Annotated in this window: 13 protein-coding genes; 4 read left to right on the forward strand and 9 right to left on the reverse strand. The window is 66.5% G+C overall.

The window, feature by feature from the left end; genetic code table 11:
• The 4 genes from ACO6D5_RS05570 to ACO6D5_RS05585 form a co-directional block, all read left to right on the forward strand.
• Nucleotides 1-1,371, forward strand: a 1,371-nt coding sequence (locus ACO6D5_RS05570) for an aminotransferase-like domain-containing protein (protein ID WP_485824818.1), incomplete at its 5' end; no start/stop codon positions are given.
• Between the two features lie 75 nt (nucleotides 1,372-1,446).
• Nucleotides 1,447-1,959 (forward strand): sigma-70 family RNA polymerase sigma factor, encoded by a 513-nt coding sequence (locus ACO6D5_RS05575; protein WP_315526215.1) that lies wholly within the window; start codon nucleotides 1,447-1,449, stop codon nucleotides 1,957-1,959.
• On the forward strand, nucleotides 1,956-2,921 hold the full coding sequence (locus ACO6D5_RS05580; protein ID WP_485824819.1) for a DUF4880 domain-containing protein: 966 nt from the start codon (nucleotides 1,956-1,958) through the stop codon (nucleotides 2,919-2,921). The genes ACO6D5_RS05575 and ACO6D5_RS05580 overlap by 4 nt, the downstream gene beginning before the upstream one ends.
• A 105-nt stretch (nucleotides 2,922-3,026) precedes the next feature.
• A complete protein-coding gene (locus ACO6D5_RS05585) occupies nucleotides 3,027-5,474 on the forward strand; it encodes a TonB-dependent siderophore receptor (protein ID WP_485824820.1) in 2,448 nt (815 codons plus the stop codon).
• A gap of 7 nt (nucleotides 5,475-5,481) precedes the next feature.
• On the opposite strand, the gene ACO6D5_RS05590 is transcribed toward ACO6D5_RS05585, so the two are convergent.
• From ACO6D5_RS05590 to ACO6D5_RS05630, 9 genes are all read right to left on the reverse strand, one after another.
• On the reverse strand, nucleotides 5,482-6,072 hold the full coding sequence (locus ACO6D5_RS05590) for a hypothetical protein (protein ID WP_485824821.1): 591 nt from the start codon (nucleotides 6,070-6,072) through the stop codon (nucleotides 5,482-5,484).
• Nucleotides 6,073-6,135: 63 nt separating this feature from the next.
• Entirely contained in the window at nucleotides 6,136-7,113 is a 978-nt protein-coding gene (locus ACO6D5_RS05595) for a Bug family tripartite tricarboxylate transporter substrate binding protein (protein ID WP_485824822.1), read from the reverse strand.
• A 73-nt stretch (nucleotides 7,114-7,186) separates the two neighbouring features.
• Nucleotides 7,187-8,416, reverse strand: coding sequence for a tricarballylate utilization 4Fe-4S protein TcuB (gene tcuB / locus ACO6D5_RS05600; RefSeq protein WP_485824823.1), 1,230 nt, complete (start codon nucleotides 8,414-8,416; stop codon nucleotides 7,187-7,189).
• Nucleotides 8,413-9,819, reverse strand: a complete 1,407-nt coding sequence (tcuA, locus tag ACO6D5_RS05605; protein ID WP_485824824.1) for an FAD-dependent tricarballylate dehydrogenase TcuA — start codon at nucleotides 9,817-9,819, stop codon at nucleotides 8,413-8,415. The genes tcuB and tcuA overlap by 4 nt, the downstream gene beginning before the upstream one ends.
• 77 nt (nucleotides 9,820-9,896) lie before the next feature.
• On the reverse strand, nucleotides 9,897-10,823 hold the full coding sequence (locus tag ACO6D5_RS05610; RefSeq protein ID WP_485824825.1) for a LysR family transcriptional regulator: 927 nt from the start codon (nucleotides 10,821-10,823) through the stop codon (nucleotides 9,897-9,899).
• Nucleotides 10,824-10,869: 46 nt separating this feature from the next.
• Entirely contained in the window at nucleotides 10,870-11,790 is a 921-nt protein-coding gene (locus tag ACO6D5_RS05615; protein ID WP_485824826.1) for a c-type cytochrome, read from the reverse strand.
• Nucleotides 11,783-13,132 carry a c-type cytochrome gene (locus tag ACO6D5_RS05620; protein ID WP_485824827.1) on the reverse strand — a complete coding sequence of 450 codons (1,350 nt, stop codon included), beginning with the start codon at nucleotides 13,130-13,132 and terminating at the stop codon, nucleotides 11,783-11,785. The genes ACO6D5_RS05615 and ACO6D5_RS05620 overlap by 8 nt, the downstream gene beginning before the upstream one ends.
• Nucleotides 13,133-13,349: 217 nt before the next feature.
• Nucleotides 13,350-14,051, reverse strand: coding sequence for a glutathione S-transferase N-terminal domain-containing protein (locus tag ACO6D5_RS05625; RefSeq protein WP_315526188.1), 702 nt, complete (start codon nucleotides 14,049-14,051; stop codon nucleotides 13,350-13,352).
• A 119-nt stretch (nucleotides 14,052-14,170) separates the two neighbouring features.
• Nucleotides 14,171-14,614 (reverse strand): hypothetical protein, encoded by a 444-nt coding sequence (locus tag ACO6D5_RS05630; protein WP_485824828.1) that lies wholly within the window; start codon nucleotides 14,612-14,614, stop codon nucleotides 14,171-14,173.
• Between the last annotated feature and the right edge of the window lie 91 nt (nucleotides 14,615-14,705).

The following is a 14,705-nucleotide window of genomic DNA, read 5'->3' on the forward strand; positions in this document are numbered from 1 at the left end:
ATCCGATCGGGCCTGCTGCAAGTGGGCGACCGCTTGCCCTCGGTGCGGCAGACCAGCACCAGCCGCGGGGTCAGCCCGTCTACGGTGTTCAAGGCCTATTACCTGCTGGAAGCGCGCGGGCTGATCCGCGCGCGCGACCGCTCGGGCTATTACGTGCTGCGCGACCCGCATGGCGCCCTGCCCGAACCCGACGCGCTGTCGGCCGCCAGCGCGGGGCGCCACCCCGTGGACGTCAGCGACAACGTGCTGCAGGTGCTGAACGCCACCTTGCGCCGCGACATGATCCCCTTCGGCTCGGCCTTCCCCAGCCCGTCGCTGCTGCCCTACGGACGGTTGGCCAAGTTCATGGCGTCCACCGTGCAGCGGCTGGATCCGTGGGGCTCGATCGACGACCTCAGCCCCGGCGACCCCGCGCTGCGCCGCGCCATCGCGCTGCGCTACCTGGCCGACGGCGTGTCCGTGCCGGTGGACGACATCATCATCACCAACGGCGCGCTCGACGCGCTGAACCTGAGCCTGGCAGCGGTCACGAACCCGGGCGACGCGGTGATCGTGGAATCCCCCACGTTCTACGCCGCGCTGCAATCGCTGGAACGCAATCAACTGCACGCCATCGAAGTCGCCACGCATCCGCGCGAAGGCATCGACCTGCAGGCACTGGAGCAGGCCATCCTGCAGCACCGCCCGCGCGCCTGCTGGCTGATGACGACTTTCCAGAATCCGTTGGGCAGCCTGATGCCCGACAGCAAGAAGGAAGCGCTGGTCAAGCTGTTGACCAAGCATGGCGTGGCGCTGATCGAAGACGACGTCTACGGCGAACTCTACTTCGGCGAAACGCGGCCACGCCCGGCCAAAGCGTTCGACAAGGAAGGCATCGTGATGCACTGCTCGTCTTTTTCGAAGACGCTGGCGCCAGGCTATCGCGTGGGCTGGGTAGCGGCCGGGCGCTACACGCGCAAGATCATGCGCAATAAGCTGACCACCAGCCTGGCCACCGCCGCCCCCACGCAAGCCGCCATCGCGGCCTACCTGGAAAAAGGCGGCTTCGACCGCCACCTGCGCCAATTCCGGCAGGCGCTGGCGTTGCAGCAGGGCGAACTGCTGCAAGCCGTGGCCCGCTATTTTCCCAAAGGCACGCGCGCGACCCGGCCGTCGGGCGGCTACTTCGTGTGGGTGGAACTGCCCGCGCATATCGACACGCTGAAAGTGCACCGCGCCGCGCTGGACCATGGCATCAGCATCGCGCCGGGCCCCCTGTTCTCGTCGTCGGGCGCGTTCGGGAATTTCCTGCGGCTGAACCACGGCCACCCATGGAGCGTGGACCTGGAACAGGGGATGGCGACGCTGGGCAAACTGTTGGCGAGCGGATAGCCGCGATTGTCTAGAAGGGCGTTCCAAGTTATAAATGAGTGTTATTCCCATCAACACCCATTTCCTCGCCCGTCCATGGACTCCCCCGCGTACCAGAACGTCCAACGGCTTTACGCGGAACACCACGATTGGCTGCTGGGCTGGTTGAACCGGCGCGTGAACAACCGCGCCGACGCCGCCGACCTGACGCAAGACACGTTCTGCCGGGTGCTGACGTCGCCCGCCGCCACGCCCATCGCCGAGCCCCGCGCCTACCTGCTGACGCTGGCGCGACGCCTGACAATCGATCTATGGCGCGCCCGCGATGTTGAAGCGCGCTACCTGCAAGCGTTGGCGCACGAACAAGAACCCGTCGCCGCCTCGCCCGAGACCCTGGCCATGCTGAAGCAAGCCGTCATGGAAATAGACAGCTTGCTGGACGGCCTGCCCGTGCCGGTCAAGCACGCCTTCCTGCTGAATCGGCTGGACGGCTTGACGCACCCCGCCATCGCCCAGGCCCTGGGCCTGTCGCTCGCGACGGTGGAACGGCATGTGAAGCGCGCCTACCTGCACTGCCTGGCCGCGCGCCGCGGATCCGGCGCCGCATGAGTGCGCCCTCCGCCGACGACGTGTTGATGGAACGGGCGGTCGACTGGATCGTGCTGTTGACCTCGGGACAGGCGTCCGATCAAGACCGCCAGCGTTTTGAACACTGGCTGGCCAGCCATCCCGAACACGCACGCGCGTGGGCCGACGTCGATGGCCTGATGCGCCAGCCGCTGTCGCGCTTGCGTGGCGCCTCGGCGGATGCGCCTGGCCCCGCGCGCGCCGCCCGCGCCGCCCTGCTGCAGACCAGCGGCCTGGACCGCAGACGCGTGCTGAAGCTGGCCATGTTGATGGGTGGGGTCGGCATTGGCGCGCTGGTCACCGACCGCTATGTTCCGCTGGCGGGCCTTTCCGCCACCTACTCCACCCGCATGGGCGAACGCCATACCTATACGCTGGAAGATGGCAGCCTGCTGACCCTGAACGCCCGTTCCGCCGCCGACGTCAGGTTTGACGACACGCAGCGCACCATCGTGCTGCGTCAGGGCGGCTTGTATGCCGAGACAAAGCCCGACCTCAGGCCGTTTATCGTACGGACCCGCTATGGCGATGTGGCGGCAGGCCCGTCGCGCCTGGCCGTCAACCAATTCGACGCCTATGCGGTCGCCAGCGCCATCGAGAACGCGCTGACGTTGCGTACCGCGCATGGCCGGACGCTGGCGGTGCCCCCCGCCAGTTCGGCGGCGTTCGACATGGACCATGCCTGGGCACGCGACGACGCGGCCGACGCAAGTTGGCGCAACGGGATCCTGAGCGTGCGCGACGCCCGCCTGGACGAGGTCATCACGCAACTGCGCGCCTACCAGCCCGGCCTGATCCGCCTGTCGTCCCAAGCCGCCGCGCTGCGGGTTTTCGGCGTCTTCCCACTGGACGACCCGCGCCGGACCTTGCAGGCGATGGCCGAGACGCTGCCGATCCGCGTGCAACGCTACGGGCCCTGGTTGACGGTGGTGGACGTGGCCTGAAGCGGCGGCGAAACATTTTTTCCCGGTAATGAGGGGATTGCAGGCAGGGATCCGTCATGACTGATGACGCAACCGAAATCCTCTTTCTGCCGGACCTCCTCAACCATGAATTTCCCCTTGACCCGTGGCGCCGCGCTTGTCGCAGGCGCCCTCGGCGCCAGCCTGCTGATGCAGCCCGCACATGCCCAGGACTTGCCCGCTGCCGCACAGCAAGCCGTCCTGGCTTTCGACCTTCCCGCCGCACCGCTACACGACACCCTGAGCCGGATATCGCTGCAAAGCGGCCGCACCATCTCGGCCAGCGCCGAACTGGTCTCGGGCAAGCAAGCCGCGCCGGTACGCGGCGCGCTGGACGCCGAAGCGGCGGCGCGGCAGGCCCTGGCCGGCACGGGGCTGGAACTGGTCGTGACGCGGGCCGGCGCGCTGACGGTGCGACCGTTGCCGCCAGCGGGCGCGGTCACGTCGTTGGAGCCAGTGCTGGTCACCGGCTCCACCGTGATTCCAGCCAGCGAAGGCACGGGCTCCTACACCGTGCCCGAGTCCGCTTCCGCCACGCGCTTGCGGCTGTCGCTGCGAGAAACGCCGCAGTCCGTGACGGTCATCACGCGTCAACAGATGGACGACCAAGGCATCACCACGGTGGCCGGCGCGCTGGAGCAAGCGCCAGGCATCGTGGTCGCACGCGGAAATTCGGAAGGCTACAGCTTCTATTCGCGCGGCTTCCAGTTGCAGAACTTCCAGTTCGACGGCCTGCCCAGCCTGTCCAGCGACGGCGGCAACGTGCGCGACAACTACAGCATCACCAGTTCGGTCATCTATGACCGGGTCGAGATCCTGAAAGGCGCAACGGGCCTGGTCAACGGCGCGGGGTATCCGTCCGGCGTCATCAACCTGATCCGCAAGCGGCCCACCCGGGAATTCCAAGGCAGCGTCACCGCCGGCGCGGGGTCGTGGGACCAGTATCGCGGCGAACTCGACCTGAGCGGCCCGCTTGCCGAGAACGGCCGGATCCGAGGCCGCATGGTCGCGGCGGTCAACGACGCCAACAGTTTCATCGACTACACGAAGACGCGCGAAGACGTGCTGTACGGCATCCTGGAAGCCGACATCACGCCGCGCACCACGGCATCGCTGGGCATCGAATATCAAAAGAACAAGAACAACGCGTCGTCCAACATCCATCTGCCCGCGTTCTACACGGACGGCACCCAGGCCAGCTTTCCGCGTTCGACGAACCCGGCCGACAAGTGGACGTGGCGCACGCATGAAACCACGCGCTATTTCGCCGACATCACCCATACGTTCGAGAACGACTGGCAATTGAAGGTCGCTGCGGGGCATCGGGGCTATCAGTCGCGCGAACTCATGGCCGGCATGGGCAGTTCGTTCATCGACGTCGACACGCACAGCATCAGCCACAGCTTGGGCCAGGCCAGCCTGTTCGACACGGACTCGCGCGAGAACAGCATCGACGTGCAGGCATCCGGCATGTTCTCGTTGCTGGGCAGACGGCACGATCTGGTCTTCGGTTACAACGCCGCGCGCACCCATTCGACATCGGCGCGCGACGACGGGCTAAGCGACCTGCGAATCCCCGACGCCTTCAATTGGGACAACAACAGCTTCAAACCCACCGTCTACAAGCACTTGCTGGACTTTGACGTCGAGGCGTCGCAGAAGATCCTCTACGGCGCGACGGTGCTCCGGCCCACGGACAGCTTCGCGGTGATCCTGGGCGGACGGTTGACCGACTACAGCTGGGAGCAGAAATCCGCGTTCAGCAGCGGATCGCGCGCCGGCTACGGCACGACGGTGGACGACAAGTTCATTCCCTATGCGGGGGTGACGTTCGACGTGGATGCCCATCACACGGTCTACGCCAGCTACACAGATGTCTTCAAGCCGCAAGCCTTCAATTTCGATGCGAGCAATCGACAGCTGGATCCGTTGACCGGAAAGAGCATGGAAGTGGGGGCCAAAGGCGAGTATTGGGATGGCAAGCTGAATACCAGCATCGCCCTCTTCCAGCTCAAGCAGGAAAACGTGGCGGAGCTGGATCCCAGCGGTGCCACGCTTCCTAACGGCAGCGTGGCCTACGTGGCGGTGCCCGGGGTGACCACGCGCGGCATCGAGCTGGAAGTTTCAGGAGAGCTGCTGCCTGGCTGGCAGCTCCATGCCGGCTACACCTACAGCCGGTCGCGAGACCGTGCCGGTGAACGTGTCAGCACCACGCAACCCGAACAGATGTTCAAACTTGCCACAACCTACCGCATGCCAGGGGATTGGCACCGGCTGACGGTGGGCGGCAACGTGCACTGGCAAAGCGGGACTTATTTTGCGCAGACCGTAAACGGCGCCAGCCGCCGCTTCATCCAGGACGGCTATGGCGTCCTGGGGTTGATGGCCGCCTACGATTTCAATAAGGATCTTCGGCTGACGGTGAACGTGAACAACGTGCTGGACAAGACCTATTACTCTGGCATCGGCACCTACAACTCTGTCTACTACGGCGCCCCTCGCAACATGCTGGCGCAGTTGCGGTACAAATTCTAGGCCCGGTTTATCGTGCCGTGGACGGGGCGGCAGTGCGCGCCGCCTCGACCTCGCGCAGCAGGGACGCCGCGTCCGGCCGCAGCGGCAGGACAAGCCGGCCCTGACGGTCGATCGCGCCCCACTCGCCGCCCGACATGAAGCTGTGTTCGCCGTCCGGCGTGAACGTCTTGCGGCAGCCTTCGCACACCACGGCCAGGCCGCCGCTGTAGCGGTCGACCCATTCAAACGGCGTGGTCAGCACGCGGTTCAGATCGGTGTCGTAGTAGGCCATGCCGCCGGACCACGGCCCGCGCGTGAGGCCGGCTTCGAAGTCGTCGGCGAAGTTGTCGTAGGTCAGCACCGGCACCGACTTGCCGTCCGGCCGTACCCAGTGCCAGGAACGGTGTGCGAACACCGGCGACAAGCCATCGTCGTTGAAATCCATCACGCGCAGGATGTCGGGCTGGAACACCAGTCCATCGCCCTCCACGCGGGCGCAATGCTCGGCGGATTCGATCATTCCGCCGGCATCTTTCTGGGCGTAGTGGCAGGGCAGGTCGAACGTGGTGCCGCCGCCCGGGGCGGCCGCCAGCAGTGAAAACAGCAAGGTCGTCAGCATGCCGGGAATCCTAGCATGCAGCAGTCACGGCCCGAGGTGGGCCGCATGCAAGCCCGCCTGTCCTCAGTTCGCCGTCGCGCCCGAGTCCTTGACGGCTTGCGCCCACGTCGCGATTTCCGACTGGATGAACGTGCCGAATGCCGCCGTGTGCACGCTGGATGCCTGCGCGCCCTCTTCCATCAGGCGTTGCTTGACGGCCGGCGCGGCCAAGGCGCCGCCCAGCGCCGCATTCAGCGTGGCGACCACCGCGTCCGGCGTGCCCGCGGGCGCCACGATGCCGTGCCAAGATACCGCCTGGAAGCCGGGCAAACCGGACTCGGCCATGGTCGGCACGTCGGGCATGGCCGGCGACCGCTGGGGCGAGGTCACGGCCAACGCGCGCAAGGTGCCCGCCTTCACGTGCGGCAACACGCCGGGAATGGTGGTGAACATGAAATCGATCTGGCCGCCGATCAGATCGGTGATGGCCGGGCTGCCGCCCTTGTACGGCACGTGCGTGAACTGCAGCTTGGCCGCGCTCTTGAACATCTCGCCGGCCAGATGGCCCGGTGTGCCGGCGCCCGCCGATCCCATGTTGGTCTTGTCGCCCTGCGAACGGATGTACGCGATCAGTTCCTGCACATTGGCGGCTTTGACATTGGGGCCGATGACCAGCACGTTCGGCACGGTCGCCAACAGCGTGACGGGCTTGAAGTCCTTCACCGCATCGTAAGAAATGCGCGAGTACAGCGAAGGATTGATGCCGTGCGTGCTGGCGGTGGCCAGCAGCAGCGTGTAGCCGTCCGGCGCGGAGGACGCCACCTGCTTGGCGGCGATGGTGCCGTTGGCCCCGCCCTTGTTGTCGATGACGATGGTCTGGCCCAGCGTCTTGGCGGCTTCAGCCGCGACCGTTCTTGCCAGGATGTCGGACGTGCCGCCAGCTGAATGCGGCACCACGAGCGTGATGGGCTTGGTGGGGAAGGATTGCGCGTGCGCCGCCGGCAATGCCGGCGACAGACAGGCGGCCAGCGCAACGCGCGCCAGCAGTCGGGTACGGAACATGGAAGTCTCCTGGGTTGTTGTTGAATGCGGCGCCTTCAAAGGACGCCGTCATGCCCGCGCGGGACGGGTCCGGTCAATCGGACCCCAGTTGCAGCTTGTTGGGCTGGCGCTTTTCAATGGACCACTTGAGCAGCGCCGCAGACCGGTAGATGCCGTGCGCGAACTTGCCGTAGGGCAGCGTCAGGAACAGCGCCATCACCACCCCCAGGTGTATCGCCAGCAGCAAGGCCATCGCACTGCCGTCGCGTCCGGCCAGCAATGCCAGGCCCGTGGCGCTGGTCAGGAACAGCAGCAGGATGAAGCCGCGGTCCATCGGCTTTTGCGCCGCGTCGCCTTGTTGCGGGTGCCGCTTGACGTTCAGCCACAGCAGGCCCGCCGGCCCGATCAGAAGGCCGATGCCGCCCGCCGTGCCCAACAGCACCGGCGCGCTCCAGAACGGATATGGCGCCTGCTGGCCCAACAGGTAGTGGTAGAGCGTCGCCACGCAGGTGGCCGCGAAACACAGCATGAAGCCGTAGAACGTGAAGTGGTGGAAGCGTCGGCGCCACAGGGTGAAGGCGTCATCCGCGTTGTTGCAGCCTTTGCCGTGCCCGCCGTCCAGATAGCGCAGGCGCAGCGCGTCGTGCGCCGCTTCCGCCACCGCGGCGCCGGACGCCGCCCCCGGACTGACGTCGCGCCAGAAACGTGTGACCCCTACGCCCAGCGCCAGCATCGAAAAACCAAACACCACGCCAAACATCAGCGCCAGCGTGTTGTGCGGGAACACGGCGTAGAAGTTACCCGCCATCGGCGCGTGGAACAGGCCACCCGCCATCAGCACCGCCAGCACCAGGAACAGCGCCAGGCCACCTGCCGTGGCCAAGGACAAGGCCAGGCCGTTGCGCTTGTACAGCGCGCCCAGGGCGGCGGGCCAGGCATAGTCGGTATAGGTCTGCACCCGGACGCGGGCCATGGCCTGCGGCACGTTCACCGCGAATTCATGCGGCGGCGCGTACTGGCAGGCGTGCAGACAGGCGCCGCAGTTGTGGCACAGGTTGGCCAGGTAGTTCAGGTCGGCCTTGCCGAATTCCAGGCGGCGGGTCATGGCCGGGAACACGGCACAGAAGCCTTCGCAATAGCGGCAGGCGTTGCAGATCTGCATGACGCGGGCGACTTCGGTTTCGTCGTCGGTCAGCAGGTCCGGTTGGGGCTTTGCCTGCTTGCCCAGCCAGCGTACCGGCTGCTCGGTCATGGCGGACGCGGCCTCGGCATGCGGTGTGGAGAAAGACTGCGCCTCGCGGGCCAGGGCTTCAAGCTGCTTCATGGGGTGCTCTTCGCAAGGGTCTGGGCGCGCGCGGCCGCGGCGGCCCGGGTGCCGGCAATGCGGCCGAACGCCGTGCCGATGGACATGCCCACCCCGGCCGTGTAGCCCTTGCCCAGCACGTTGCCGGCCATCATTTCGCCGGCCACGAACAGGTTGTCGCTGGGCACGTCGTTGAACCGGACCGCGGCGGTGTCATCCACTTTCAGGCCCAGGTAGGTAAACGTGATGCCCGGGCGCAGCGCGTAACCGTAGAACGGCGCGGTGTCGATGGGCCGCGCCCAGTGCGTCTTGGCGGGCGTGACGCCCTCGGTATGGCAATCGTCCAGCGCGGTGTGGTCGAACGTGCCGACCCGGCAGGACGCGTTGTAATCTGCCAGGGTCCGCGCGAACGTGGCCGGGTCCAGGCCCAGCTTTTCGGCCAGTTCGGGCAGGGTATCGGCCTGCACCCCCGGAAACACCGGCGGCATGAAACGGCCGATGGCCTTGGCATCGATGATGGAATAGGCGATCTGACCGGGCTGCATGGCGGTCAGGCGCCCCCAGATGGCGTAGCGCTTGGGCCAGAAGTCCTCGCCTTCGTCGTAGAAGCGCACGGCGTCGCGGTTGACCACCACGCCCAGCGATACGCAATCGATGCGGGTACAGATGCCGCCGTCGTACAGCGGCGCGCGCGCATCGATTGCCACGCAATGCGATTGGGACGGGTCGCCGATACTATCGGCGCCCGCGTCCAGCATGAATTTCAACAGCACACCCATGTTGAAGCGCGTGCCACGGATCAGGAAATTGTCTGCCGGCCATTCACCGCGCTCGTTCTGGCCCCATGCTTCGCGCAGCCATTGCCGGTTGGACTCGAAGCCGCCCGCGGCCAGCACACAGGCGCGCGCCTCGATGCGTTCGTCGCCGATGCGCGCCGCCTTGAAACGGCCGTCTTCAAGCTCCAGCGCGTCGACCGGGGCGTTGTAGCGGATCTGCACGCCCAGCGCCTCGGCGCTGCGGTAATAGGCGTTCACCAGCGCCTTGCCGCCGCCCATGAAGAAAGCGTTGGTGCGCGCCACATGCAACGCGCCCGACAGCGGCGGCTGGAAGTTCACGCCATGGCGGCGCATCCAGTCGCGGCAAGTCGCCGATTCGCGGATGACCAGACGCGCCAGATGCTCATTGGTCAGCCCGCCGGTGACCTTCAGCAGGTCCTGCCAGTATTCCTCTTCGGGATAAGCGTCGGTCAGCACGTCCTGCGGCGCATCGTGCATGCAGCGCAGGTTGCGCGTGTGCTGCGAATTGCCGCCACGCCATTCGCGCGGCGCCGCCTCCAGCAGCATCACGCTTGCGCCGGCCTCGCGCGCCATCAGGGCCGCGCACAGCGCCGCATTTCCCCCTCCCACCACCAAGACGTCCACCATGCCATCGTCCCCGAATCAAGGGACCGACTGTACCCAGCGAGTGGCGGTTGCGATATCAGGCGGGCGTCAACGGGTGTTCACGATTCGTGAAGGGCCACCACCGCCCATTTGCCGTCGCGCGCCAGCGTGCGCGACACGTCGGCCAGCACCAGGCGGGCGGCCAAGCCGGCAGGCGAGAGCTCATCGTCGGACAGGCTGGCCAGCAGATTGGGGCGGAACAGGTGCGCGTCGTCGAGGCGCGCCATGTGCAGTTGGCCGGGCGCGATGCGTGCCGTGGCCGAACTGGGCTGGATGGTGGCGGCGTTGCCCAGCTGCACCACGTCCATCAACAACGACAGGCCGTCGACTTCAGCCACCACGCGCGGCGTCTGCCCCATTTGCTGGAACGCGTTGTTGACCAGCGCGCGCAAGCCGTGGCGGCCGCTGGGCAGCACCAGCGGCAGATGCGCAATGGCGTCCAGCCGCGTCGTGTCGCCATCGGGCACGCCCGGCATGTCGCGCCGGGCGCACAGGTACAGCGGTTCGTCCAGCAGCGGCATGATGCTCCAGCGCCGCGCGGACTCGGCGTGGAACACGATGGCCAGATCCAGCAGGCGGCCATTGAGCATGTCGGCAAGGTGGCCCGACAGCGCCTCGACCAGATGCAGGCGGATGTCGGGATAGCGCTCGTTCATGGCTTGCAGGAACGGGGCGCCCAGAATGGCCGCCGTGGTGGACGGCAAGCCGACGCTGACGTGCCCGGCCAACCGCGCCTGCTGGGCGGCCGTCACGGCATCGTCGGCGTGGCGCAGGGCCAGCTGGGCCTGGCGGAAGAACGCCAGCCCGGCGTCCGTCGGCACGACGCCGCTGGCGCTGCGCTGCAGCAGGCGGGTCGAGAGTTCGCCTTCCAGCCGGCTGATCTGCTGGCTGAGGGCCGAGGTGACCATGCCCAGGGACATGGCCGCCCGGCCGATGCTGCCCGCCTCGACGACACGGACGAAGTAACGCAACTGGCGGAGTTCCATGGCGGCCCCGGGTTCCTGGAAGAATGACAGGGCCGATTGTAGAAGCTCAGTAGCGCGAGTCCTTCGGTTTCTTGCCGTTGGGGAAATCCTTCTCCTTGCCGGCGAAGTCCGGACGCGGCATATGGGTGAAGTATTCGGCCACGTCCACGGCGTCCTGGTCGGACAGCACGTCGCCCTCGCCCCAGTTGCCGTGCGTATTCACGCCCATCGGCATGCTGTTGCGGATGAATGCCGCAGCCTTGTAGGTGCGCGCCAGGCCGGCCCCGATGTTGAACGATTCGTCGCCCCACAACGGCGGGAACACGATGTCGCCGGCGCGATCCTTCTTGCCTTCGCCGTTTGCGCCGTGGCAGGCCGCGCACTGCGCCGCATACAGGCCTTTGCCCCGCACCGGATCAGGCACGAGCTTGGTATCGATCGGCCAGGCGTTTTCGATCTGCACCTTTGCGCCATGCGGCACGTCCTGGGCCAGCCACTTCATGTAGGCAATCATCGCCTTCATTTCGGCAGAATCCTTCTCTAGCGGCTTGCCGTTCATCGACCGCATGAAGCAGCCGTTGATGCGGTCTTCCAGCGACACCACGCGGTTCGCGCGCGGGTTGAACTGCGGGAAGGAATTGACCGTGTTGATGTAGGGCGCGCCCATCGGCTTCTTGCCTTCCTGCACGTGGCAACTGTTGCAGTTCATGCTGGCCCCCGTGTTCTGCGGCAGCAGGCGGCGGGTTTCGTTCAAGAGGCGCTTGCCGTAGTTGATCTGGTCCGCGTTGGGTTCGCCGGCGATCTGCGTGTCCGACGGAATCGTGTAGTCGGGCAGGCGTTTGCCATCCTTGGCGATCACCGCATAGGTGTTGCGGGCGCCGGCCTGCGCGCCCGGCGCCGGCGTATCGGGCGCGGCGCTTGCGGCCATCCAACCGCCGGCGGCGACGGCAAGCGCCAACAGCGTGGCGATTCGGGTGTGCTTACTCATGCTTGCCTCCGGCGACGATGTTGGGATTTTTGCTGGCCAGGAAATCGCGGATATGCGCGACATCGTCGTCGGCGATCGGCGGCGCCTGGTTCGTCCATGCCGTGCGGATGAAATTGATGACGTCGGTGACGTCCTGATTGCTCAAGTGCTTGAAGCCGGGCATCGCGAACGCCATCGCGTCCGTGTCGTTGGCCGGCATCTTGCCGCCTTCGAGCGTGATCTGGATGATGGACTGCGGGTTCTGCGCGTACACCGCCGAATTGCCCGCCAGCGCGGGGAAAATGCGCGGCATGCCCTGCCCGTCCGCCCGATGGCAGACCACGCATTGCTCCATGTAGATGACCGCCCCGCGCGTATCGTAACGGCCGTCGCGCAAGGCCGCGGTGGTGCTGTCGGTCTTGGGCGGGAACGCCGCAAGCTTGCCCGCTACCGGGGGCAACTGCTTCAGATAGGCCGCGATGCTGGCCAGGTCGACGTCCGTGAAGTAGCGCGTGCTGTGCTCGACCACATCGGCCATCGCGCCAAACGCGGCGACACGGTCGGTGCGGCCCGTCTTCAGGAACATCACGATCTCTTCGGTGCTCCAGGACTGCAGGCCTTGCGCTTCGCCGCGCAGGCTCTTGGCGCGCCAGCCGTCGATGACGGCGCCCGACAGGAAGGCATCACCGTCCGCCAGCGACAGCGCCTTTTCCTGATAGGCCAGGCCACGCGGGGTATGGCAGGCGCCGCAGTGGCCGGGACCTTCCACCAGGTAGGCGCCGCGCACCAGTTTTTCATCGGCGCCGGCCAGTGCCGCGAAGTCGCGCTTGCCGGCGAACAGCAGTTGCCACCAAGCCATGGGCCAGCGCATGTTCAGCGGCCAGGGGATGGTGGAATCGGCGCTGGGCTGGCTGACGGGCTCGACTTGCGACATGAAGTACGCATACAGCGCCTGGACATCCGCATCCGGCATGATGGCGTATGACGGATACGGCATGGCCGGGTACAGGGGCGTGCCGTCCTTGCGAATGCCCAGCTGCACCGCGTTCTTGAAATCGGCGTAACCGTAGTTGCCGATGCCCGACTGCTTGTCGGGCGTGATATTCGACGAATAGATCGTGCCGACCGGCGTCTGCATCGCCAGGCCGCCCGCGAAGGGCTTGCCGCCGGGCACGCTGTGACAGGCCACGCAATCGCCCGTGCGCGCGATGTAGGCGCCGGCCTCGATCAGCCGCCGGTCCTGGATGTCGACCGATGCCGCCGTGTCCACCTTGCGATTCGCGGTCAGCAGCTGCGCACCGCCGATTGCCAGGCCTGCGGCCACCAGCAGGCCGGCCACCGCCTTGATCCCGAACTTCCTCATTACTACCCTCCGTATCCGCTGGGCAGCGTGCACGTCGGGGAGTTCGTACGGCCTGTCCAGCTTATGGAGGAAGCTTACGCTTTTCAGTAATAAGCTTATGACCGAAAAGCATAACTTCTGCGGGCTTGTTTGATCTCTCGCAAACCCGCGTCAGGCGGCCCGTAAAGGAGCCATGCCGCGGCCACCGGAGTAGGCGGCCGCAGCGATCCGCCTGCCGTCAGGCAGCAGGAATCGTCAGGCCCTTCACCACGGCCGGACGCGCCACGAAGGCTTCCAGCACGCGGGCCACGTTCTTGAACTGCGAGAACCCGACCAGGTCGCCGGCATCGTAGAAGCCGACCAGGTTGCGCACCCAGGGCAGGATGGCGATGTCGGCAATGGTGTATTCATCGCCCATGACCCAGTCGCGGCCTTCCAGGCGCTGGTCCAGCACGCCCAAGAGGCGCTTGGATTCGGCCACGTAGCGGTCGCGCGGACGCTTGTCTTCGTAGTCCTTGCCGGCGAACCGGTGGAAGAAGCCCAACTGACCGAACATGGGGCCGATGCCGCCCATCTGGAACATGACCCACTGCAGCGTCTCGTAGCGCCCCGCCGTATCGGCCGGAATGAACTGGCCCGTCTTGCTGGCCAGATAGACCAGGATGGCGCCGGATTCGAACAGCGCCAGCGGCTTGCCGTCCGGGCCATTGGGATCCAGGATGGCGGGAATCTTATTGTTCGGGCTGAGCGACAGGAATTCGGGCGAGAACTGGTCCTGCGTATCGAAACTGACGCGGTGCGGCTCATAGGGCAGCCCCAGCTCTTCCAGCAGGATCGACACTTTCACGCCATTGGGCGTGGGCAGCGAATACAGCTGGATGCGGTCGGGATGCGCGGCGGGCCACTTCTTGGTGATGGCAAACGAATCAAGGGAGGTCATGCGAGGGGTTCTCCAGGGGAGCGGAAATTTGCAGCGGGGATTTGCGCGGTAATCCTAGCGCAAATACGGCGATTTCCGCGATATTCCCGGGTTGCCAACCCGGCTGAACGCTGGCTGTCCTAGCCCGCTCGCGGCGCGCACAGACGCCAAAGCACGCCCCGCAGCGCCACCACCGCCAGCGCGATGGGCAACACGAGGCGCCACTGCGCCAGGAACAGCTCCCGCGTCGCCTCGCCCGGCGCCCAGGTATTGCCGAACACCAGGGGCGCGGGCGGCGCCAGATAGAGCGCGAGGAGCGCGGCGGCCAGGGTTGCCGCCAACCGCCCGCCGCGCAGCCGGCGCACCACCTGGAAGCGTTCGGCCAGCATCAGCCCGATCAACCCGGCCAGCCCTGCCATGATGGCGTCGGCGTAGAAGTCGCGGGGCCCGTACAGGTATGGCGCGTCGGGGACCACCCAGCCGTAGGCGTCGGTCGTCAGGATCGAGGTCAGGCAGGCGCCGAAAGACGCCGCGGCGGCAGCCAGCAGCAGCAGGTCACACAGACGTAGCAGGAAAGTTCGCATTTGCGGAAGGGACGTTGTTGCGCGGGAAAGAGGACCGGCCGCAGCATGCCACAGGCCGCCCGCCGGCGCTGCCCGCGGCACAGCCGCCCGT

The organism is Achromobacter sp. (assembly GCF_057314935.1).

Excerpts from the sequence above, each read along its gene's own strand:
- ACO6D5_RS05585 (WP_485824820.1), top strand. The coding sequence starts at position 3,027 with ATGAATTTCCCCTTGACCCGTGGCGCCGCGCTTGTCGCAGGCGCCCTC.
- ACO6D5_RS05595 (WP_485824822.1), bottom strand. The coding sequence starts at position 7,113 with ATGTTCCGTACCCGACTGCTGGCGCGCGTTGCGCTGGCCGCCTGTCTG.
- ACO6D5_RS05610 (WP_485824825.1), bottom strand. The coding sequence starts at position 10,823 with ATGGAACTCCGCCAGTTGCGTTACTTCGTCCGTGTCGTCGAGGCGGGC.
- tcuB (WP_485824823.1), bottom strand. The coding sequence starts at position 8,416 with ATGAAGCAGCTTGAAGCCCTGGCCCGCGAGGCGCAGTCTTTCTCCACA.
- ACO6D5_RS05625 (WP_315526188.1), bottom strand. The coding sequence starts at position 14,051 with ATGACCTCCCTTGATTCGTTTGCCATCACCAAGAAGTGGCCCGCCGCG.
- ACO6D5_RS05575 (WP_315526215.1), top strand. The coding sequence starts at position 1,447 with ATGGACTCCCCCGCGTACCAGAACGTCCAACGGCTTTACGCGGAACAC.
- ACO6D5_RS05590 (WP_485824821.1), bottom strand. The coding sequence starts at position 6,072 with ATGCTGACGACCTTGCTGTTTTCACTGCTGGCGGCCGCCCCGGGCGGC.
- ACO6D5_RS05580 (WP_485824819.1), top strand. The coding sequence starts at position 1,956 with ATGAGTGCGCCCTCCGCCGACGACGTGTTGATGGAACGGGCGGTCGAC.
- ACO6D5_RS05630 (WP_485824828.1), bottom strand. The coding sequence starts at position 14,614 with ATGCGAACTTTCCTGCTACGTCTGTGTGACCTGCTGCTGCTGGCTGCC.
- ACO6D5_RS05615 (WP_485824826.1), bottom strand. The coding sequence starts at position 11,790 with ATGAGTAAGCACACCCGAATCGCCACGCTGTTGGCGCTTGCCGTCGCC.
- tcuA (WP_485824824.1), bottom strand. The coding sequence starts at position 9,819 with ATGGTGGACGTCTTGGTGGTGGGAGGGGGAAATGCGGCGCTGTGCGCG.
- ACO6D5_RS05620 (WP_485824827.1), bottom strand. The coding sequence starts at position 13,132 with ATGAGGAAGTTCGGGATCAAGGCGGTGGCCGGCCTGCTGGTGGCCGCA.